The 21,776-nt window shown below is 65.8% G+C and carries 19 protein-coding genes; 15 read left to right on the top strand and 4 right to left on the bottom strand.

Going from position 1 to position 21,776, the window contains the following annotated elements:
* Positions 1-599: DNA oxidative demethylase AlkB (gene alkB / locus PHE40_RS01765; RefSeq protein ID WP_299957126.1), on the bottom strand; the 599-nt coding region annotated here is incomplete at its 3' end.
* Positions 599-940, bottom strand: a complete 342-nt coding sequence (locus tag PHE40_RS01760) for a ferredoxin (protein ID WP_299957123.1) — start codon at positions 938-940, stop codon at positions 599-601. The genes PHE40_RS01760 and alkB, both read right to left, overlap by 1 nt.
* Before the next feature lie 168 nt (positions 941-1,108).
* Between PHE40_RS01760 and PHE40_RS01755 the strand changes: the two genes are divergently transcribed.
* The 9 genes from PHE40_RS01755 (at position 1,109) to mltG (ending at position 11,396) form a co-directional block, all read left to right on the top strand.
* On the top strand, positions 1,109-2,200 hold the full coding sequence (locus tag PHE40_RS01755; RefSeq protein WP_299957120.1) for an efflux RND transporter periplasmic adaptor subunit: 1,092 nt from the start codon (positions 1,109-1,111) through the stop codon (positions 2,198-2,200).
* On the top strand, positions 2,200-5,352 hold the full coding sequence (locus PHE40_RS01750; RefSeq protein ID WP_299957117.1) for an efflux RND transporter permease subunit: 3,153 nt from the start codon (positions 2,200-2,202) through the stop codon (positions 5,350-5,352). Before PHE40_RS01755 ends, PHE40_RS01750 begins: the two co-directional genes overlap by 1 nt.
* Positions 5,353-5,457: 105 nt before the next feature.
* Complete coding sequence (gene ilvC / locus PHE40_RS01745) at positions 5,458-6,519, top strand: ketol-acid reductoisomerase (protein ID WP_299957114.1); 1,062 nt, start codon at positions 5,458-5,460, stop codon at positions 6,517-6,519.
* The gene (locus PHE40_RS01740) at positions 6,477-6,932 is read left to right on the top strand and encodes a DUF1489 domain-containing protein (protein WP_366523566.1); all 456 of its coding nucleotides are present in this window, start codon (positions 6,477-6,479) and stop codon (positions 6,930-6,932) included. The genes ilvC and PHE40_RS01740 overlap by 43 nt, the downstream gene beginning before the upstream one ends.
* A 73-nt stretch (positions 6,933-7,005) precedes the next feature.
* Positions 7,006-7,962 (top strand): ACP S-malonyltransferase, encoded by a 957-nt coding sequence (fabD, locus tag PHE40_RS01735; protein ID WP_299957139.1) that lies wholly within the window; start codon positions 7,006-7,008, stop codon positions 7,960-7,962.
* Positions 7,963-8,700 carry a 3-oxoacyl-[acyl-carrier-protein] reductase gene (fabG, locus tag PHE40_RS01730; protein ID WP_299957111.1) on the top strand — a complete coding sequence of 246 codons (738 nt, stop codon included), beginning with the start codon at positions 7,963-7,965 and terminating at the stop codon, positions 8,698-8,700. It abuts the gene before it with no gap.
* A gap of 126 nt (positions 8,701-8,826) precedes the next feature.
* Positions 8,827-9,066 (top strand): acyl carrier protein, encoded by a 240-nt coding sequence (locus PHE40_RS01725; protein ID WP_284259294.1) that lies wholly within the window; start codon positions 8,827-8,829, stop codon positions 9,064-9,066.
* A gap of 37 nt (positions 9,067-9,103) precedes the next feature.
* Positions 9,104-10,366: a beta-ketoacyl-ACP synthase II gene (gene fabF, locus PHE40_RS01720; protein ID WP_299957107.1), complete on the top strand. Its 1,263-nt coding sequence runs from the start codon at positions 9,104-9,106 to the stop codon at positions 10,364-10,366.
* 37 nt (positions 10,367-10,403) lie between these two features.
* Positions 10,404-11,396 carry an endolytic transglycosylase MltG gene (gene mltG, locus PHE40_RS01715; protein ID WP_299957104.1) on the top strand — a complete coding sequence of 331 codons (993 nt, stop codon included), beginning with the start codon at positions 10,404-10,406 and terminating at the stop codon, positions 11,394-11,396.
* Positions 11,397-11,593: 197 nt separating this feature from the next.
* Here mltG and rpmE read toward each other — a convergent pair whose 3' ends face one another.
* Positions 11,594-11,821, bottom strand: coding sequence for a 50S ribosomal protein L31 (rpmE, locus tag PHE40_RS01710; RefSeq protein ID WP_299957101.1), 228 nt, complete (start codon positions 11,819-11,821; stop codon positions 11,594-11,596).
* 229 nt (positions 11,822-12,050) lie between these two features.
* Between rpmE and PHE40_RS01705 the strand changes: the two genes are divergently transcribed.
* Both PHE40_RS01705 and PHE40_RS01700 read left to right on the top strand, forming a co-directional pair.
* The gene (locus PHE40_RS01705) at positions 12,051-12,407 is read left to right on the top strand and encodes a CidA/LrgA family protein (protein WP_299957098.1); all 357 of its coding nucleotides are present in this window, start codon (positions 12,051-12,053) and stop codon (positions 12,405-12,407) included.
* Positions 12,400-13,134 carry an LrgB family protein gene (locus PHE40_RS01700; protein ID WP_299957095.1) on the top strand — a complete coding sequence of 245 codons (735 nt, stop codon included), beginning with the start codon at positions 12,400-12,402 and terminating at the stop codon, positions 13,132-13,134. Before PHE40_RS01705 ends, PHE40_RS01700 begins: the two co-directional genes overlap by 8 nt.
* Positions 13,135-13,140: 6 nt before the next feature.
* Here the strand turns inward: PHE40_RS01700 and PHE40_RS01695 are convergent, their stop codons facing one another.
* Positions 13,141-14,211: a glycosyltransferase family 4 protein gene (locus PHE40_RS01695; protein ID WP_299957093.1), complete on the bottom strand. Its 1,071-nt coding sequence runs from the start codon at positions 14,209-14,211 to the stop codon at positions 13,141-13,143.
* 133 nt (positions 14,212-14,344) lie between these two features.
* On the opposite strand from PHE40_RS01695, the gene PHE40_RS01690 reads away from it, so the two are divergent.
* Genes PHE40_RS01690 through PHE40_RS01675 form a run of 4 tightly spaced genes read left to right on the top strand, consistent with a single transcriptional unit; the run spans position 14,345 to position 21,775 of the window.
* Complete coding sequence (locus PHE40_RS01690; protein ID WP_299957090.1) at positions 14,345-15,652, top strand: UDP-glucose/GDP-mannose dehydrogenase family protein; 1,308 nt, start codon at positions 14,345-14,347, stop codon at positions 15,650-15,652.
* A 50-nt stretch (positions 15,653-15,702) separates the two neighbouring features.
* Positions 15,703-17,403 carry a methyltransferase domain-containing protein gene (locus tag PHE40_RS01685; RefSeq protein ID WP_299957087.1) on the top strand — a complete coding sequence of 567 codons (1,701 nt, stop codon included), beginning with the start codon at positions 15,703-15,705 and terminating at the stop codon, positions 17,401-17,403.
* The gene (locus PHE40_RS01680; protein ID WP_299957084.1) at positions 17,403-20,729 is read left to right on the top strand and encodes a class I SAM-dependent methyltransferase; all 3,327 of its coding nucleotides are present in this window, start codon (positions 17,403-17,405) and stop codon (positions 20,727-20,729) included. Before PHE40_RS01685 ends, PHE40_RS01680 begins: the two co-directional genes overlap by 1 nt.
* Entirely contained in the window at positions 20,726-21,775 is a 1,050-nt protein-coding gene (locus tag PHE40_RS01675) for a rhamnan synthesis F family protein (protein ID WP_299957081.1), read from the top strand. The genes PHE40_RS01680 and PHE40_RS01675 overlap by 4 nt, the downstream gene beginning before the upstream one ends.
* Position 21,776: the final 1 nt, after the last annotated feature.

Here is a 21,776-nt window from a genome sequence, read left to right as displayed (position 1 = left end):
AGGTTGATCCGCCGCCGGCCCAGCAACGGGTGAACCCCCTCGCGCAGCGGCAGCACGCCATGAAAATTCAGCCGCGCGGCCCCGCCCCAAACCACCACATCGCCGCTGTGCAGCTCAATGCGCGCCGCCTTGTCCGCACGGGCCGCCCCGCCCCATAAAAACACCGCCGGCAGCCCGAGCGAGAGCGAGACGATGGGCGCTGAAAAATCCACCTCGTCGCGGTCCTGGTGCAGGCTCATGCGCGCCCCGGGCTCATAGAGGTTGATCAGGCAGGCATCGGCCGCAAACCCCGCAAACCCCCCCGCCGCCGCGGCGCGCGCCGCCAGCCGGGCAAAATCCTCCGGCATCGCGGGCCAGGCGCGCCCGCTCAGCGGGTCCGCCGCGCTGTAGCGGTAGCCCCGCCGGTCAGAGACCCAGCCCGCCGCGCCGCAATTACTCATCCGCACGGACATCGCCTTGCCCCCCGGCGTCACCACCTGCCGCCACGGCGCCATGGCGATCACCGCCTCCACCGCCCTCAACAGCTCTTGCTCCCCGGCGCGCGCGAATCCCGGCAGCTGCGTCAGCCCCGGCAGGTTCAGCGCGAACAACTCCGCCATCATGCCTTGGGGAGCATCAGCTCCGGCACGCGCCCGCCGGCCTGGATATGCCGCGCCAGCACCTGCTCAACCGCCGCGAAGGAATCCAGCCTGTACCATATCCCCTCGGGGTAGAGCACAGCGCAGGGGCCAAGCTCGCAGCGGTCCAGGCAGCCCGCCTGGTTCACCCGCACGCCTGGTATCTTCAGCTCCTTCACCCGCGCCTTCATATAGTCGCGGATTTTCTCCGAGCCTTTCGCGGCACAGCAGCCGCGCTCATGGCCCGCCGGGCGGCGGTTGCCGCACACAAACACATGCGTCTCGAAATACGGCGCGGGGTCGTCTGGCAGCCGGTTTCCCAAAATCCTACTCCTTCAAATCCGGCGTCATCAATTCAACGTGGCGGTGCAGCGGTCAAGCATCACGGCGCCGCGGCCCGGCAAGCGCCCTCCCGCCATCCATTGACCGCGCGCCCCTGCGGCCCATATTGGTACGATCATCATCGCGCTCTGCCTACAGGATAGACTGATATGAAACAGATTTTTGCCGCCGGGCTGTTCGTCTGCGTGGCGGCTGGCCCCGCCTGTGCCCAGAACGCGCCTGGCGGCCATGCCGCGCCCCCCGCCGTTGGGGTCATCACCGCCGTTAGCCAGCCGGTTTACGCGCAGCAGAGTTATGTCGGGCACATCCAGTCGCCGCAGATCGTCAACATCCAGGCGCGGGTCACCGGCTATCTGGTGTCGCAGAACTTCACCGACGGCCAGACTGTAAAGCAGGGGGAGCTGCTCTACGTCATCGAGCAGCCCCCCTATCAGGCGCTGGCCGCGCAGGCCCAGGCGGCACTGGCACAGGCGCAAGCACAGGCGCATGTTGCCCTGCTCACGCTGCAACGCGCGCAGGCGCTGCTGCACACCGCCGCCGGGCAGCAATCCAGCGTGGACCTTGCCGAGGCAACCTACCTCTCCGACCAGGCTTCCGTGCAAAGCGCCAAGGCGCAGCTGCAAACCGCGCAGATCAACCTCGGCTACACCCAGATCCGCGCGCCGCTCGCGGGCATCATCGGCGCCACCGCGGTCAACGCCGGCAATGTCGTCGGGCCGCAGAGCGGCGTGCTGGCCACCATCGTCGCCGAGGACCCGATGTATGTCGATTTCTCCCTGCCCATGGCCGATGCGCTGAAGGACCGCGCCCAGGCCGCGCATATGGACGTGCTGCTCCAACTGCCGGACGGCTCCACCTACGCCCATACCGGCCATGTTGACTTCATCAACAACCAGGTCACCCAGAGCACGGACACCCTGGCATGGCGCGCCAGCATCCCCAACCCGGACCATACCCTCACCGATGGCGAATTCGTTACGGTCATCCTGCGCGCCCAACATGCGCAGCCGCGCATCGTCATCCCGCTGGCCGCACTCATCACCGACCAGCTGGGTGACTATGTGCTGGAAGTGGGGCCAGGCGACATCGTCACGCGCCATAACATTACTTTGGGGCCGCAGAACAACACCACCGTGCAGGTGCGCGCGGGTGTCGCCCCAGGGGATAAAATCATCACCGAGGGCATTCAACTGGTGCATCCGGGCATGAAGGTGCTACCCCAGCCCGCGGCGCAGAGCTGATGTTCTCCTCCTTCTTCATTGATCGCCCGCGCTTTGCCATCGTCAACGCGATCATCATCGTCCTGGCCGGCGTCATCGCGCTCACCCGCATCCCGGTCGAGCAATTCCCCAGCATCGTCCCGCCGCAGGTCATGGTCACGGTCAACTACCCCGGCGCTTCGGCGCAGGTGGTGGAACAGACGGTAGCCGAGCCGATCGAGGAGGCCGTCAACGGCCTCAACGATGAAATCTACATGTCATCCACCAGCGCCGACGATGGCAGCTACACCCTGATGGTAAGCTTCCGCGTCGGCTCGAACTCTGACATCGACACGGTGAACGTCACCAACGCGGTGCAACAGGCCACCTCGCAACTCCCCCCGCTGGTGCAGCGCGAGGGGATTTCGGTCATCAAGCGCTCCTCCGCCGTGCTGGACTTTCTGTTTCTCTCCAGCACCGGCAACCAGCTCAGCCAGCTTCAGGTCTCCAACTACGTCACCCTCAACCTGCTGGACCCGCTCGCGCGCGTGCCGGGCGTTGGCCAGGTCATGCTGTTCGGGCCGCAGAACTACTCGATGCGCGTGTATTACGACACCAACCGTCTGACCCAGCTTGGCCTCACCCCGCAGGACATCATCACCGCGCTCAACGGCCAGAACGTGCAGGCGCCGATCGGCGCCATCGGCGTGCCGCCCAATGCCAGCACCCAGCAGTTGCAAATGACCGTGGAATCCCACGGCCGGCTAACCACCGCGGCCCAGTTTGGCGATGTCGTGCTGCGCACCAACCCTGACGGCTCGCTCCTGCGCATCAAGGACGTGGCCCATGTGGTGCTGGGCGCCCAGACCCAGACCCGCATCAACAAGATAGACAACAACCCCGGCCAAGCCATCGGCATCTATCTCGCCCCCGGCGCCAACGCCATCGCCACCTCCGCCGCCGTCTCCAAGGAGCTGGCGCTGCTGGAACAGAAATTCCCGCCCTCCCTCAAGGCCACCAAGGTTTTTGATACCTCGAGCTTCGTGCGCGACACCATCGTGGAGGTTGAGCGCACCCTGGCCGCGGCCTTCGCGCTGGTGGTGCTGGTGGTGTTCCTCTTCCTCGGGGACTGGCGCGCCGCGGTGGTGCCCAGCGTGGTGCTGCCCATCGCGCTCACCGGCACCTTCGCGGTGCTGCTGGCTTTCGGCTTCTCCGCCAACACGGTCACCCTGCTGGCCCTGGTGGTCGCCACCGGCATCGTGGTGGATGACGCGATCGTGGTGGTGGAAAACGTCGAGCGGGTGATGGCCGAACGGCCCGATCTCTCCCCCCGCGCGGCCACCAAGCTGGCCATGAGCCAGATCACCGCGCCCATTATCGCCATCTCCCTGGTGCTGCTCTCCGTGTTCGTGCCGATCGCCTTCATCCCCGGCCTCTCTGGCCTGCTGTTCAGGCAGTTTGCCGTCACCGTCAGCATCGCGATGCTGATCTCAGCCTTCAACGCGCTCACCCTCTCCCCGGCCCTGTGCGCCATGCTGGTGCGTCCTGGCCACACGCCGCACGGTTTCCTGGGCGGCGTGCTGCGCGGGATAGACCGCGCGCGCGACGGCTACACCAGCATCGTGACCCGCGCCCTGCGCAAGGCCTGGCTTGGCCTGGCGGTCATCGCCACCTTCGCCGTGGCCGCCGGCGCCATGGCCTTCATCACCCCTGGCGGCTTCCTGCCCAATGAGGACCAGGGCGCCTTCTTCGCCCAGATCAGCCTGCCACCCGGCGCCTCGGTCAATCGCACCCAGGTCGTGGCCGATGACGTGGTGCGCAAACTGGAGGCCCTGCCGCAGGTAAGCCATGTCATGTCGGTCATGGGCTTCTCGATCCTTGACCTCGCCACCGAATCCAACGCCGCCTTCTTCGTGGTCCGCCTCAAGCCCTACGCCCAGCGCCCCGGCGCGGCCAACAGTGCTGACGCGGTCATCCGTCACGTCTTCGCCATCGGCAGCCAGCTGCGCACGGCCAAGCTCGTCGCCTTCAACTTTCCGCCGATCCTTGGCCTCTCCATCAACGGCGGGCTGCAATACGAGCTGGAAAACACCGAGGGCGCGCCCCCCGCCCGCATGCAGGCGGTGCTCAACGGCTTGCTGGTGGCCGCCGGCCAGGACAAGCGCATGGGCCGCGTGTTCTCCACCTATAACGCGCAAACCCCGGCTCTGTTGCTCACCATAGACCGTGACAAAGCCGCCGCCCTGGGCGTCAACCTCAGCGACATCTACACGACCCTGCAAGCCACACTGGGTGGCTATTACGTCAACCAGTTCAACCTTTATGGCCGGGTCTGGCAGGTGAACATCCAGGGCATCGCGGCTGACCGCGCAACGCCTGATTCCATCTATCAAAGCTATGTGCGCAGCAGTTCCGGCGCGATGGTGCCGCTGCGCGCGCTGGCCACCATCAGCACCATTCTCGAACCCCCGGTCATCCCGCGCTATAACGACACCGACGCAATCCCCGTCATCGCTTCCCCGGCGCCCGGCGTTTCCTCCGCGTCTGGCATCAAGGCGATGACGCAGATCTCCAACCGCACCCTGCCGCCCGGCTTCACGTTTGAATGGACCGGCACCGCCTATCTGGAAAACGCCGCTTCCGGGCAGACCGGGCCCATCCTGCTGCTCTCGGTTCTGTTCGCCTATCTGTTCCTGGTGGCGCTCTATGAGAGCTGGGTCATTCCGGTGCCAGTGCTGCTCTCGGTCATCATCGGGGTGTTCGGCGCGCTGTCGGGCATCTGGGTCTGCGGCCTCGATGTCAATCTCTATGCCCAGATCGGCATGGTCACCCTCATCGCCATGGCGGCGAAAAACGGTATCCTGATCGTCGAATTCGCCAAGGAGCGGCGCGCCGAGGGCCTGTCCATCACGGAGGCCGCGGTCATGGGCGCGCGCATGCGGTTCCGCGCGGTGATGATGACCTCCATCGCCTTCATCGCCGGGTTGATCCCGCTGGTCATCGCCACCGGCGCGGCCCAGATCAGCCGCCGCTCGCTCGGCACCCCGGTTTTCGCCGGGATGATCGCGGCCTCCCTGGTGGGAATCTTCATCATTCCGCTGCTTTATGCGGTATTCCAGCGCCTGCGCGAGGACACCTCAGCCTGGAGGGCACGGCGCGCGAAACCAGCCCCGGCAGTCAGTGATCACAAATAATTACGAAAAACTATCTATTTAAGTAATATCATTGCGTAAATCAGGGCTCTGGCATGCTCCTTCGTATCGCGTGCCAAAGGTGACAGTGCGCGCAAAAAGTAATAGGTGACGCGTCAGTTTGAGAAGCAGAACAGGGATACCAGTATCATGCGCGTTTATTATGACCAGGATGCCGACGTTAACCTCATCAAGGGCAAGAAAGTCGCTATCGTCGGCTACGGCAGCCAGGGCCACGCCCATGCGCTTAACCTCAAGGACAGCGGCGTGAGAGAACTCGCCGTGGCACTGCGCCCCGGCTCCACCGCCATCGCCAAGGCCGAGGGCGCGGGCCTGAAGGTTATGGACCCCGCCGCCGCCGCCAAATGGGCCGATGTGGTGATGGTGCTCACCCCCGATGAAGGCCAGGGCGATCTCTACCGCGAATACCTCGCCCCCAACATGCGCCCCGGCACCGCGTTGGCCTTCGCGCATGGCCTGAACATCCATTTCAACCTCATCGAGCCGCGCCCCGACATTGACGTGTTCATGATCGCGCCCAAAGGCCCCGGCCACACCGTGCGCAGCGAATATCAGCGCGGCGGCGGCGTGCCGAGCCTGGTCGCCGTGGCGCAGAACGCCACCGGCAACGCGCTGGACATCGCCCTTTCCTACGCCTCGGCCAATGGCGGCGGCCGCGCCGGCATCATCGAGACCACTTTTAAGGAAGAATGCGAGACCGATCTGTTCGGCGAGCAGGCCGTGCTGTGCGGCGGCGTGGTGGAACTCATCAAGGCCGGTTTCGAAACCCTGGTTGAAGCCGGCTACGCGCCGGAGATGGCCTATTTCGAGTGCCTCCACGAGGTGAAGCTGATCGTCGACCTGATCTTCGAGGGCGGCATCGCCAACATGAACTACTCCATCTCCAACACCGCTGAATATGGTGAATACGTCACCGGCCCGCGCATCATCACGGCCGAGACCAAAAAGGAGATGAAGAAGGTCCTGGAGGACATTCAGCTCGGCCGCTTCACGCGTGACTGGATGCTGGAGAACAAGGTCAGCCAGACCAACTTCAAGGCCATGCGCCGCGCCACCGCCGCCCACCCGATCGAGGAAGTCGGCGGAAAACTCCGCGCCATGATGCCCTGGATCGCCAAGAACGCCCTGGTCGACAAAGCCAAAAACTGATCCACCTGATCAAACTGGCCGTCGGGGTGCGCGATTTCGCGCACCTCGCCGCCCTCCAGGCCAGCCGCGCCACCGCCGGCCAGCCGTTGCGCTACCAAACCCGCAATCTGCCCAAGCGCGCCGATGAGCTATGCGACGGCGGTTCCCTCTATTGGGTGATCGGCGGCATCGTCCAGGCGCGGCAGAAAATCCTCGGCGTCGAAGCCGCCACCCGCGAGGACGGCACCCGTTGCGCCGATCTGCTGCTCGCCCCTGTGCCGTTGCAGGTCGCGGGCCACGCCAAAAAAGCCTTTCAAGGCTGGCGCTATCTGGAGCCCGCCGAGGCCCCGCCCGACCTCGCGGCTTCGGGCGCTCAGGCCGATGAAATGCCCGAGGACATGCGCCGCGCGCTGGTTGGACTCGGCCTGCTGTAACGGAACTTAACGGAAATTTTGACGAACCGGCGGCTCATGCTAGTTGCGCCGGACGATTGAGGAGACCCATGACATGGCGGTTCACGCCTTTATATTCCCCGGGCAAGGTAGCCAGACCGTCGGCATGGGCCGCGACCTGGCGGCCGCTTTCGCCCCCGCGCGCGCGGTTTTCGAGGAAGTCGACGAAGTTCTGAAGCAGAAACTCTCGAAACTGATGTTCGAGGGGCCGATCGAGGAGCTGACCCTTACCGAGAACGCCCAGCCCGCGCTGATGGCCGTTTCCCTCGCCGTGCTGCGCGTGCTCCAGGCCGAGGGCGGCATCAAACTCAAGGAAAAAGTGGCGCTGGTCGCAGGCCATAGCCTGGGCGAATACAGCGCCCTTGCCGCCGTTGAATCGTTCTCCATCGCTGATACCGCCCGGCTGCTGCGGTTGCGCGGCCAAGCCATGCAGCGCGCCGTTCCGGCGGGGCAGGGGGCGATGGCCGCACTGCTCGGTGTCGAGCTGGACGCCGCCCGCGAAATCTGCGCCGAAGCCGAAACCGGCCCGCAAGGCCGCGAGATCGTCGCCTGCGCCAATGATAACGGCGGCGGCCAGGTGGTCATCTCCGGCCACAAGGGCGCGGTCGAGCGCGCCATCGAAATCGCCAAGGCCAAGGGCGTGAAGCGCGCCATGCTGCTGCCCGTCTCCGCGCCGTTTCATTGCGCGTTGATGGCCCCGGCGGCCGACGCCATGGCCGAGGCCTTCGCCAACACCCCGCCGCGCGCGCCGCTGCTCCCGCTGGTGGCCAATGTCAGCGCCGCCAAGGCGAGCGACCCTAATTTGATCCGCGATCTCCTGGTGCAGCAGGTCACCGCCACCGTGCGCTGGCGCGAGAGCGTGCAGGCGATGGCCGCCCTGGGCGTGGACAGCTTCATCGAGCTTGGCGCCGGCAAGGTGCTGGCTGGGCTGGTCAAGCGCATCACCCCTGATGCCGCCACCGCCTCCGCCGGCTCCCCGGCGGACATTGAAGCTCTGCTGAAAGGTCTCTGAATGTTTGATCTGACAGGAAAAACCGCGCTGGTCACCGGCGCCTCGGGCGGCATCGGCGCGCAAATCGCCCGCGCCCTGCACAAGCAAGGCGCCACCGTTGCGCTCTCTGGCACGCGGCGCGAGGCGCTGGAGGCTCTGGCGGCCGCGTTCCCGGAGCGGGTGCATGTGCTCCCCGCCGACCTTTCGCAGCCCGAGGCCGCGCTGGAGCTGATCAACGCCGCCGAGGCCGCGATGGGCAGGGTGGATATTCTGGTCAACAACGCCGGGCTGACCAAGGACGGCCTGGCCATGCGCATGTCTGACGCCGACTGGGACAAGGTGCTGAACGTCGATCTGGCGGCGCCCTTCCGCCTCATCCGCGCGGCGCTCAAGTTCATGCTGCGCCGCAAGGCCGGGCGGATCATCAACATCGGCTCCGTGGTCGGCTCCACCGGCAACCCCGGCCAAGCCAATTATGCCGCCGCCAAGGCCGGGCTCATCGGCATGACCAAGGCGCTGGCCCAGGAAGTCGCCTCGCGCGGCATCACCGTCAACCTCGTCGCCCCCGGCTTCATCGCCACCCCGATGACCGATGTGCTGAGCGATTCGCAGCGCGCGGATCTGGCCACCAAAATCCCGCTTGGGCGGCTCGGCGCCCCGGCTGATATTGCCGCCGCCGTGGTCTATTTGGCCGCCGAGGAGGCCGGATGGGTCACCGGAGCCACCCTGCATGTCAATGGCGGGATGGCCATGTTATAAGGGCGGTTGGCGTCGCATAATAAACCGTGCTAAGCGCGCGGCGTCTGAAGATTAACCAAATTGTATTCCCGCGGCGCTTTCTGTGCCAAGGGATTCTACCAAACAAGTTCTAGGAAAGTGAATTTTATGAGCGAAATCGCCGACAAGGTTAAGAAAATTGTTGTCGAGCATCTCGGCGTTGACGAGGGCAAGGTCACCACGGAAGCCTCTTTCATCGACGACCTGGGCGCTGACTCGCTGGATACCGTGGAGCTGGTGATGGCGTTCGAGGAAGCTTTCGGCGTTGAAATCCCCGAAGATGCCGCCGAAAAGATCACCACGGTCAAAGACGCGATCGAATACATCGAGAAGCAGAAAGCCGAATAATCAGGCTGACTGAACGATACCCGTTCGAGGAGTTCGCATGCGCCGTGTTGTCGTAACAGGGATGGGAATCGCTAGCCCGCTTGGGGTTGGTGTTGAGCATGTCTGGAAAAGGCTGATCAACGGGGAATCCGGGATCACCGCCATTGAGTCATTCGACACCACGGAGCTGACGGCGAAAATCGCCGGCCAGGTTCCGGCGGGCAAAGCCGCCGATGGCGGCCTGGATCTCTCCGAGTGGATCGCCGTCAAAGAGCTGAAAAAGATGGATCGCTTCATCCATCTCGGCATTACCGCGGCGAGCATGGCCATTGAGGACTCCGGCTGGGTGCCGCAGACCGAGGAAGATAAATACGTCAGCGGCGTGATGATCGGCTCAGGCATCGGCGGCCTGCAAACCATTTATGAAGCCTCGATCACCGTGCATGAGGGGCGCGCCAAGCGGCTCTCGCCGTTCTTCATCCCGGCCGCCCTCATCAATCTGGTCTCCGGGCAGGTCTCCATCAAATACGGGCTGAAAGGCCCCAACCACTCCGCCGTTACGGCCTGCGCCACCGGCGTGCACGCCATTGGCGACGCGGCGCGGCTCATCGCCTTCGGCGACGCCGATGTTATGGTGGCCGGCGGCGCTGAAGCCGCGGTCAACTTGCTCGGCATCGCCGGGTTCTGCGCGGCGCGCGCGCTCTCCACCGGCTTTAACGATCGCCCGGCCGAAGCCTCCCGCGCCTGGGACAAAGACCGTGACGGCTTCGTCATGGGCGAAGGTTCCGGCGTGGTCGTGCTCGAGGAATACGAGCATGCCAAAAAGCGTGGCGCGAAAATCTACGCTGAAATCGGCGGCTACGGCATGTCCGGCGACGCGCACCACATCACCGCCCCGGCCGAACACCATGACGGCGCCTTCCGCGCGATGAAGGCGGCGTTCAAAAATGGCGGCCTTTCCCCGGCGGACGTGCAATACGTCAACGCGCACGGCACCTCCACCCCGATGGGTGACGATCTGGAGCTGGAGGCGGTGGAAAACATGTTTGGCGCCGCCGCCAAGGGCCTCGCCATGTCCTCCACCAAATCCGCCACCGGGCATCTGCTCGGCGCCGCCGGCGCCATCGAGGCGATTTTCAGCATCCTCGCCATCCGCGATGGCATCGTCCCGCCCACGCTCAACCTGCATGAGCCAAGCCGCGCCAGCGTGATCGACCGCGTGGCTCTGAAGGCGCAGGAGCGCAAGGTTAACGTCGTCCTCTCCAACAGCTTCGGCTTTGGCGGTACTAATGCCTCCATCCTGTTCAAAAGGGCGCTCTGAGGCCGCGGTTGCGCCCTAACCCTCTGGCCAGCCGGGCATGAGCGCCAAATTGCCGCGTCTGCGTGGGCGCATCATCCTTGTGCTGTTCACCTTGCTGGTGCTGCTCCGCCTTGGGCACATGGCGGTGGGGCAAAGCTTCAACGGTCCCGGCCCGCTGCGAACCAGCGCCGATCTGGTGATTCCGCCGGGCGGCATCGCCGCCACCGGCGCCGTTCTTTCGCGTGCCGGCGCCATCCGCCACCCGCTCATCTTCCGCATCGCGGTGTTCCTCACCCGGGCGGATGGCCCGCTGCATGCGGGTGAATTTTTGATCCCCGCGCGCTCCAGCCTGGCGGATATTTTGCAAATTTTGCGCCATGGCGCCCCCGTGCAGCACCAGGTCACCATCCCCGAGGGGCTGACGGGCGTGGAAATCGCCAAAATCATCAACGCCGCCACCGCCGCCAGCGGCCGCGCCGCCGTCCCGGCCGAAGGCGCGGTGCTGCCGCAAACCTATGATTTTACTCTGGGCACAAGCCGCGCGGCCATTCTGGCGCGGGCGCAAAAAGCCATGCGGCGCAGCTTGGCGGCGGCCTGGGCGCACCGCGCCCCCGGGCTGCCGCTGCAATCACCGCAACAGGCGCTCATCCTCGCCTCCATCGTGCAGTCGGAAACCCCGGTCGCGGCGGAACTACCTGAGATCGCCGCCGTTTATGAGAATCGGCTGACCCTGGGCATGCGCCTCCAGGCTGACCCCACAGTCATCTTCGCCGCGAGCGGCGGGCAAACCTCCGGTGGTCTGCCGATCACCCGCGCCGATCTCGCCAGCCCCTCACCCTACAACACCTATCTCCATGCGGGGCTGCCGCCGGGGCCGATCTGCGCGCCCGGCTTGGCCGCCATCCAGGCTGTGTTGCACCCCACCGCCATGCAGGCGCTTTACTTCGTCGCCACCGGCAACGGCGGGCATGTGTTCGCTGACAATTTCAAGACGCAGCTACGCAACATCCAGACCTATCGCGCCACGCTGGCGGCGCAGGCCGCGCCTTAGCCTGACTGGTATAAATGGTGTGGTGCACCGCTGTTTAAACGACACGCTGCCGCCAACCTTGCGGGTCCAGTCCGGCAGAAGGCTTCAATCCGCTGGTTCGTGGCGGTGGCGGACATGTTCTTCCTCCCGGGCTGTGAACATAAAAAAACCCACGAGGCAGCCCGTGGGTTTTTTCGCGATAGGGCTGAGGCAGGGCACTAGCCCTTGCGGGTGCCGATCCCAGCGAATTTTTTGTTGAACTTGGCGACCTGACCGCCGGTGTCCATCACGCGCTGCACGCCGGTCCACGCCGGGTGAGACTTCGGGTCGATATCCAGGCGCAGCGTGTCGCCAGCCTTGCCCATGCAGGACATGGTCTTGAATTCCGTACCATCGGTCATGATGATGTTGATTTCGTGATAGTCCGGATGAATATTCGGTTTCACCGTGTGCGCTCCATGGATATTGCGCCACCGATCCCGACCGGCAGCATTGAATTGAAGCGACGCCTTTACCCGCCGTTCGTCCCCGATGCAAGGGCAGGCCTGCCAAACCCCGCATATGGTGCTGTGCGGAGCATGCCATTTGTGCAAGGGTGCCGGTTGCGGGGGAGTGGTTAAATATATTTGATGGGCGGTTGCGCCGCCGGAGACCAGAGCGGCCGGGGAGGGTGGGATGCTGATTCGGGGATTGCTCATATTATTGCTTTGCCAGCTGGCGGGCACCGTAATCGCGACGGCAGCCTACCTGCCGGTACCGGGCCCTGTGCTCGGGCTGGTGATGCTGCTGGTCTATCTGCTCAAAACCGGCGGCCCCTCGGCGCATCTGCGCGATGTCTCGCAAGGGTTGCTCAAATACCTGGGCCTGCTCTTCGTGCCCGCCGGGGTGGGCGTGGTGAACGAGCTGCCCGTGCTGCGCCAGAATGCACTGGCCATCGCCGTCGCGATTCCGGTGTCCACGCTGCTCGGGCTGGTGATCACGGGCATGCTGATGCAGTGGTTCGTCAACCGCCGGAACGCCGCCAATGCATAGCCTCCTGCCGCTGCCGCTTTCCCATGTCTGGGTGTATCTGCAAACCCAGCCGCTGCTTGGCCTCACTGCCACGCTCTGCGTCTGGGAGGCCGCCAATTTCATCGACCGCAAGGCCGGGCGTTCGGCTCTGAGCAACCCCACGGTGCTCTCCATCATCATCATGGCGGCGCTGCTGCTGCTCACCCGCACCAGCTACCAGACCTATTTCACCGGCGCGGTGTATATCCACTTCCTGCTCGGCCCTGCCACCGTCGCCCTGGCGGTGCCGATGTATGCCAACTGGCCGGCGATCCGGGAGAATTTTCTCGCCATTTTCGTCTCGCTCAGCGCGGGCTCCTTCGTCGCCGCGGGGTCGGCCATGGTTATCGCCCATGCGCTGGGCGCCCCGCGCGATGTGGTGATCTCGCTCGGCCCCAAATCGGTGACAACCCCCATCGCCATGGGCATTTCACAAAACCTCGGGGGCATCCCCTCGCTCACGGCGGTGTTCGTCATGGTCACGGCGATGTTCGGCACCCTGGTCTGCTCGGGCATGTTCCGCCTCACCCGCGTGGCGGACTGGCGGGCCCGCGGGCTGGCGGCGGGCACGGTGGCGCACGGGCTGGCCACCGCGCGCATGCTCACCCTCAACGAGACGGCGGGTGCCTTCGGCGGGCTGGCGATCGGGCTGAACGGCGTCATCACCTCGCTGGCGCTGCCGCTGCTGGTCTCCATCTTCGGTTTCTGAAACGCTTTACCAGGCTCCGATATTGGCCACCCGCGCGCGGCGGAATACATAAATCGTCCAGCCGATCTGCACTGCCAGCGGTAGCAGCAGCAGCGGCGGCTTCCACGCCGGGGGCAGGCTGAGGAACACCAGCGCGCACACCCCGCCTAGCACGGTGAACCCCCAGTGCAGCATGGCCACCATGCGTGCGTCCATCCCGGCGCGGCGCACCACTTGGTAGAGATGCCCGTTATGCGCCCGCGCGATGTTCTCGCCCGCCAGCAGCCGGCGGATCAGGGTGAAGCTGACATCATACAAAACACCCGAGAGCAGCAGCGGCACCAGCAGGAAGGAGAGCGGCGCGCCCTCGAAGCGCGTGGCGGCGACGCCAAACAGCGCCAGCATGAAGCCGCAGAACTGGCTGCCCACATCGCCCATGAAAATCCGCGCGCGCGGAAAATTGAACGGCAGAAACCCCAACACGCCGCCCGCCAGCAGCAGCGATGCGGTGTAGATGAAAAACCCGCCGTATCTCCCCGCGATCCCGGCCAGGAACAGGCAGGTGATCAGCGTCACCCCGGCGGCCAGGCCATTCAGCCCGTCGATGAAGTTCATCGCATTGGTGACAAACAACAAAAACAGCAGGGTGAGCGGTATGCCCGCCCAGCCGAGGTTGAGCACACCATAATATGGCAGCGCCAGCGTGGGCATCCACAGCCCGGCGGCGATGGCGGCAATTCCCGCGGCGAATTGTCCGCTCAGTTTGATCACAAATGAGAGATCGAGCAGATCGTCGAGAAATGAGACCCCCGCCATCAGGAACGCGGCGCCGATGACGCCAAGAAAATACCCCTCCGCGATGCGCGAGACCTGGCCATAGCGGTGCAAGAGCAGCACGCCGAGCATGAAGGCGGCGACAATCCCCACCCCGCCGGATTTGGGCGTGACGTGGCTGTGCGCCTTGCGGGCGGCGGGATGGTCCGGCACCCCGGCGGTGACCATCGCGCGCACGATAATGGCCGAGAAAATGGCTAGCCCGGCCATCAGGGCGATGTGCCGGGGCAGGGCGAGCAGGCTGAGGGAGATGGCGGGATTCATGCGCGGCGGACCATGGCTGAAAGCCGCGCAAATTTGAAGATGCCAAGAATTGATGACAACCACCTGCCGCGGGGGCTTGTCTGCGCCATGCGGCCAAGCCAGAACCGTTTTCAGGCGAATGGGAGGCACAAGCGTGAAGATTGCGATCATCGGCGGCGGCTATGTCGGCTTGGTCTCGGGCGCCTGTTTCGCCGAGTTCGGCGTCTCGGTCGCGGTGGTGGAAGCTGATGCCGCCAAGCGCGCCATGCTGCTGAAGGGCGAAATCCCTATCTATGAGCCAGGGCTGGACCGGCTGGTGGCCGAAAACACCGCTGCCGGGCGCCTGAGCTTCCCCGTCACGCTGGAGGAGGGCATCGCCGGGGCGGAGGCCGTGTTCATCGCGGTCGGCACCCCCACCCGCCGGGGTGATGGCCATGCCGACCTCACTTATGTCTTCGCCGCGGTGGAGCAGGTGTTGCGCGCGCTGGACCACCCGGTGGTGATCGTCACCAAATCCACCGTGCCGGTGGGTACCGGGCGCAAGATCGCGGAGCTGGCGCAAAAGCTGCGGCCCGATCTGGCGATCGAGGTGGCGGCCAACCCGGAGTTTCTGCGCGAGGGCAGCGCGATCACCGATTTCATGCGGCCGGACCGGGTGGTGGTGGGCGCTGAGAGCGAGCGCGCCCGCGAGGTGCTGCAACGGCTCTACCGCCCGCTTTATCTGCGCGAGGCCCCCATCGTCTTCACCGGGCTGGAGAGTGCCGAGCTGACCAAATACGCCGCCAACGGATTTCTGGCGATGAAGATCACCTTCATCAACGAAATAGCCGATCTGTGCGAGAAACTGGGCGCGGATGTGAACGATGTGGCGCGCGGCATCGGGCTGGATGGCCGCATCGGCCGCAAGTTCCTGCATGCCGGGCCTGGATTCGGCGGTTCCTGCTTCCCCAAGGATACGCTGGCGCTGATGCGCATCGCCGAGGAGGCAGGCGCGCCGAGCCGGCTGATCGAGGCGGTCGTGGCGGTGAACGATTCGCGCAAGGAGGCGATGGCGGAGCGTGTGGTGGCGGCCTGTGGCGGGAGCGTGCGGGGCTTGCGCATCGCCGTGCTGGGCCTGGCCTTCAAGCCCGAGACCGACGACATGCGCGAGGCGCCCTCCCTGCCGCTGATCCAGGGGCTGGTGGCAGCCGGCGCGCAGGTTACGGCGTTTGACCCCGAGGCGATGGCCGGCGCGAAGCCGCTGCTGCCGGAAACCGTGGCCTACGCCGCGGGCACCGCGGAAGCCCTGAACGGCGCCGATGCGCTGGTGCTCGTCACCGAATGGAACGAATTCCGCGCCCTGGCGCCGGTGGCCCTCAGGGCGTTGATGCGCGGCAATACCGTGGTCGACCTGCGCAATGTATTCGACCCGCAGGCCCTGCGCGACGTGGGATTTGCCTATCATAGCATTGGCCGGGCATAAAACACCGCCATGCTGCCTCCTCAACCGCCTGTTCTCAAGGATAGCGCTCATTGACTGCCGTTCACACGCATTATCCAGATTTCGCCAACCCTGAACTGCTCGAAAAAATCCCCCTCTCGGCGCGCACGATTCTCGATGTCGGCTGCGCCCAAGGGGCGCTCGGCGCTGACTATCTGCGCCGCAACCCCAGGGCGCGGGTGCTCGGCATCGACCTTGACGAGGACGCCGCCGCCCACGCCAGGGAGCGGATTTCCGAGGTGTTCTGCGGCGATGTCGAGAAGAACCTGATGCCCTTCAACGTGCCCGAAGGGATTGACTGCATCATCTACGGCGATGTGCTGGAACATCTGGTCGATCCATGGGCGCTGCTGAAGGAACACGCGAAATACCTCTCGCCCGAGGGAACCGTGCTGGTCTGCATGCCCAATGTCGAGCACTGGTCTTTCGCGGCGCGGCTGCTGACCGGCAGTTTTGACTATGAGGAGCAGGGGCTGTTCGACCATACGCATCTGCGCTGGTTCACCCCGCGCATGATGGGCCAGGCCCTGGCCAATGCCGGGCTTGAGCTTTCCGATGTTGCCCCCCGGCCGATCGCGCGCGAGCAGGCGGAGCAGTTCGTCACCGCGATTGCGCCCGGCTTGCAGGCGTTGGGCGTCAACCCGGCGGAATATCTCAACCGCGCGGTGCCGTTGCAATTCATCTGGCGCGCCCGCAAATCGGCGCAGACACGCATCGAGCTGAACGCCACCATGCTGACGCCCCAGGGCGGGGTGAGCGATGTGCGCGTCATCGAGCCGCTCCGCGCCATGCGGACTGACAGCGCCTTGTTCGGCACCATCGCCAACGAGGCGGATTTTGACCCGCGCCTGGCCGATTCGCCGCGCATCGCGGTGCTGCACCGGCCGCTGCTGCTGGGCGAAGCGGGCCTCGCGCGGCTGCGCGCGCTGTTGGAGAAGGACTATGTCATCGTCAGCGAGTTCGATGACCATCCGCAGTTCATGGAGGACCGCGGCATCAACCTGGAAGAGCTGCTGACCTTCCGCGGCGTGCATGCGATCCAGACCAGCACGGCGGCGCTGGCCGAGGCGCTGGCGCCGCAGAACCCGGAGATCGAGGTGTTCCGCAACGGCATTTTCGCGCTGCCGCCGGTGAATAATTTTAATGACCCCGACCATCTGACGCTGTTTTTCGGGGCGCTCAACCGTGGGGCGGACTGGGCGCCGCTGATGCCGGTGCTCAACGAGGTGGCGCGCGCCGTTGGCGACCGGCTGCGCTTCCATGTCCTGCTCGACGAGGGTTTTTATAATGCTTTGGAAACGCCGCATAAGCGTTTTGACCCGATGGCCGATTACGCCACCTATATGCGGATGCTGGGCGAGGCGGACATCGCCTTCATGCCGCTGGCCGATACGCCATTCAACCGCGCCAAATCGGATCTCAAGTTCATCGAGGCCGGGGCGGCGCGCGTGGCGGCGCTTGCCAGCAACGTGGTGTATGCCGGCAGCGTCCAGAACGGCAAAACCGGCATGCTCTTTGGCGACCCGGGGGAGCTGCGCGCAAGCCTGCTGCGTCTGCTCGCCTATCCGGAGGCCACGCGCAAAATGGCCGATCAGGCGCGCGCCTACGTCGCGGGGGAGCGCATGCTCGCCTATCAGGTCGCTGCGCGCACGCAATGGTACCGCAGCCTGTGGGAACGCCGGGCGGAGCTGAACGAGGCCCTCAAGGCGCGGGTGCCGGAACTCTTCGCCTGATGGCGGCAGCCCGCAAAATACGGATCGCGGCGCATATCGAGGTAGACTGGCTGGAGCGGCGCACGGCTCCGGCGCTCTGCCCCAATTGCGGCGCAACGGTCGAGGCTGAGCAATTTCTTGAAATCGACTACCGCCCGCCCGATGCGGTGCATCGCTTCGTGCTGCAAATCTGCCCGGCCTGCACGGCGCGCTTCGTCGATAACACGCACACCATGGACTATGGCACCGATGAGCTGATCGAGATCGGCTGGAACATCTATCAGGTGCAGCTGGGGGCGGGCGTGTGGCCTATCTCGGCGCCGCTGACGCGGGTGCAGAAACCCGCCGGGGCGCGTGTGCTGGAAATTGGCGGGGCTTACGGCTTCGGGCTGGATTTCGCCATCCGCGCGCGCGGATGGCAGGGCGTGGGGTATGACCCTTCGCCCCTGGCAGCCTTTGGCGCGCGCGAGCTGGGGCTGGACATCCGCCAGCGCTATTTCACCCAGGCCGAGGTGCCGGACGGCCCGTGGGACGTGGCGATCGCCACCGAGGTGCTGGAGCATCTGGAGCATCCGCCGGAATTTTTGGCCCTGATGCGCGTGGCGCTGGGGGCGCAAGGCATTTTGGTGCTCACCACGCCGGACGGCGAGGGCATCACCCCGGCGCTGGAGGCGGAGGTGCTGATGCCGCTGCTCTCGCCGGGCGCGCATCTGGTATTGCAGACCAAGGCCAGCCTGGAGCACGCGCTGCGCGCCGCCGGTTTCGCGCATGTCACCGTGCTGCGCGAGGGGCTCTCGCTCACCGCCTATGCCAGCGCGGCGCCCTTTGCACTTTCCGGGAACGCTGCCGCCGGGCGGGCGATGTACCGGCGTTATCTGGTGGAGCGCAGCCGGATCACCGCGCCGGAGAGTGATCTGTGCTTCGGCTTTGCCGGGCGCGGGTTGTTCGAGGCCGCGAACGATGGCGACGCGGCGGCGGTGGAAGCCGCGTGGAGCGTGCTGCTGCCTGCGGCGCGGGCGCGCTTCGGGCTGGACCTGGCCAGCATGACCGCCCTGCCCGAAGCTGCGGCGGATGCCAGCCTGGCCGGGCTGGCGCGGCTGATGCCGCTGGGGCTGGGGATGATTCTGTTTGGCCGGGCGATGCATCTGCTGAGCCTGGATACGGACCGCGCCGAACTGCTGGCGCTGCTGCGCCTCGCCGGAGCGGCGGTGGAAGCGTTGCAGCGCGCGCTGGCCAAACGCTCGCTCACTGACGGCCTCTCGGCCAGCATCGGCCGCATCATCGAGACCGAGATATGGCTCTGCCAGGCCGAGGCGGGCGATGCCGCCAGCGCCGCCGGGCTGATCGCGCGCGCCGATGTGGTGGATGGCTGGCGCGGCTTCATCGCGCTGGTCAACGCCGGGGCGCTGGAGGCGGCAGGCGCTTTGAAGGCGGCGCTGCTGGCCAATATGCCGGACCCGGCGCTGCCCGATGACCTGCGCCGCAATGCGCTGCTCAGCCTGGCCAATTTCGCACTGGCGCCGGGCGGGGAGACGATGCGCGCCTTTGATTACGCGCAGGAACTGGGCGAGGGGGGCGATGCGATTGTGCTCCAGGCGTTCACCCGGCTGGTGAATGCCTCGCGCTATGCCGAGGCGCAGGCGGCGGCGGCGTGTTACGGTATCGATGCGTTGGCAGCGCGCGCGGCGGGCACCAAAACCGGCCATGACGCGCGGCTGGCGCAGATGGTGCTGGACCTTGCCGTGGGCGACCCGGCAGAGATTCCGGCGCGGCTGGCGGGGCTGGAGATCGACCTGGCGCGGCGCGATGTGCTGTTGCTGGAGGCGTTCATCCGGCTGGTGAACGCCTCGCGTTATGACGAGGCGTTGAGTTTTATCGCCGCGCACGAGGTCCCCGCCCTGGCGGCGCGGACCGGCGGCGAGGCCGCGCGCAACGCCGCCCTGGCGCGCATGGTGCTTGACCTTGCGGTGGGCGACCCGGCGGATATTCCGGCGCGGCTGGCGGGGCTGGAGATCGACCCGGCGCGGCGCGATGTGCTGTTGCTGGAGGCGTTCATCCGGCTGGTGAACGCCTCGCGTTATGACGAAGCGTTGAGTTTTATCGCCGCGCACGAGGTCCCCGCCCTGGCGGTGAGGACAGGCGGTGAGGTGGCGCGCAACGCCGCCCTGGCGCGCATGGTGCTTGACCTTGCGGTGGGCGACCCGGCGGAGATTCCGGCGCGGCTGGCGGGGTTGGAGATCAGCCCGGCGCGGCGCGATGTATTGCTGCTGGAGGCGTTCATCCGGCTGGTGAACGCCTCGCGCTTTGTCGAGGCGCTGGGCTTTGCCGCACGGCATGATGTGGCGGCGCTGGCCGCGCACCAGGGCGGGGCGGCGGGGAGCAATGCCGCTATCGCGCTCGCGGTGGTGGACCTTGCGGTGGGCGACCCCGCGCTGGTGCCGGGGCGGTTTGCCGGGGTTGAGGTGGCGCCCGCGCGCAAGGTGGCGCTGCTGCTGGGGGCGTACACCGGGCTGGTCAACGCCGCGCGCTATGATGAAGCCGAAGCCCTGGCGGTGGCGCCTTGTTTTGCTGGATTGGACACCCTGCCCGGCGCCGCGGCCGCTGACGCGCGGCTGGCCAGCGTGATGCTGGACCTGCATTTTGCCCGCACGCAGGCGGCGCTGGCGCGGATTTTCCGGCTGGAACAGCTGGGTGCGGACCCGGCGGTGCTTGGCCCGCTGCTGGTGGATGGTTTCGTGCGGCTGGTGAACGAAGGAGAATTCGCCGCGGCGCTGGCGCATGTCCGCGCGGTGGAGCGCAGGCTGGCCGCCTGCAAGCCCAGCTTGCGCCATGACGCGCTGGCGGCGCTGCTGCTGTTGGAACTGCGCCAGGGCGATGGCACGCGCATCGTGCAGCGGGTGGAGGAAGCCCTGCGCGGCGGGCTGGAAGAATCGCGTGTGCAGGCGCTGGTGTTCGCCGCCTTCGTGACCCTGGTGAACGCCGGGGATTTTGCCAGCGCCCGGCTGCTCCTGCATTTGGTTGAGCCGCTGCTGCTGAAACTGCGCCCGCCTTATGACGAAGCCGCGCGCAATGCGCTGTTCGCGGCGGGGATGCTGTTTTTGCAGCAGCGCGAGGACTGGCGCCGCGCCGCCGCGGTGTTTGCCCGGCTGCGCGACGCGCTGGTGAAACTCACCCCGCCCGGCGCGGCGGCGGACCCGTTGTTCTGGCCGGCGCTGCGCGGCGAGGTTGTGGTGCTCAACCATTTGCAGCGCGGCGAGGAGGCGATGGCCCTGTTGCGGACGTTCACCGGCTTTTATCCCGATGCGCCGGATGACCTGCGCCAACAACTTGAGGGCTCCCCGGCATGATGAGTTATCTGAAAAAGCAGATTCGCGCCTTTTTCGTGGGCTGCAAATGGTATGTGCTGATTCCCGGAGCCCGCTTCATCGGCCAGTTGCGCAGCCCGCGTCAGATTTTACGGGTCTGGCCGGAGGGTGAGGTCACGCTTGGGCTGAAAATCGCGATCTTCATGCATTTTGACGGGCGCGGCGTGGTGCGCGCGCAATTGCTCGACTATATGCGCGAGCTGCGCGAAAACGGCCGCACGGTGGTGTTCGTTAGCAATGCCGGGAAGCTTTTGCCCGCCTCGCTGGCGGCATTGCGCGAGATTTGCGCGGTGGTGATCCTGCGGCGCAACATTGGCTACGATTTTGGCGCCTGGCGCGATGCGATGGATTATCTCGGCCTGCCGCGCGCGGACACCGAGGAGGTGATCCTCGCCAATGACAGCGTATTCGGCCCGCTGGTGCCGCTGGGCGATGTGCTGCGCCGCCTCAACTATGAAAAGGCCGATATATGGGGTCTGACGGAGAGCTGGCAGGTGCGCTACCATCTGCAATCGTTCTTCCTGGCGTTCGGCCCGGCGGCGCTGCGCGCCCCGGCCTGGGAGAAATTCTGGCGCAGCGTGCGCCCGGTGCCGATGAAATCCTATATCGTGAACGCCTATGAGGTGGGCGTGACCCAGGCGATGGTGAAGGGCGGGCTGCGCTGCGCGGCGCTCTGGCCGTATGAGATGCTGATCAAGCTGGTCAATCGCGGCGAATTGGAAAAATTGATCGTTGCCGAGGAGAGCGAGCTTGGCAAAGCCGACCCGATCCAGATCACCCGTAAATTGCAGGTGCTGCGCATCCGTGACGGCGTGGCCCGGCGCGTGGCGCTCAACCCGACCTCGGATTTATGGCGCCAGCTGTTGCTCTCCGGCTTTCCCTTCATCAAGCGCGAGCTGCTGCGCGACAACCCGACCAAGGTTGAGGATGTGGGCGATTGGGTGGAAGTGGTGCGCGACAGCCTGGCCGCCGATCCGGAGCCGATTTTGCAGGATCTGCGGACAATGCTGAAGGGCGGTGCGCCCTGAT

It is taken from the genome of Acidocella sp. (genome assembly GCF_028687955.1).
Classification (GTDB): Bacteria; Pseudomonadota; Alphaproteobacteria; order Acetobacterales; family Acetobacteraceae; genus Acidocella.
Note: the sequence above shows the minus strand (reverse complement) of the source record. Positions and strands in the feature narration are given on the sequence as shown.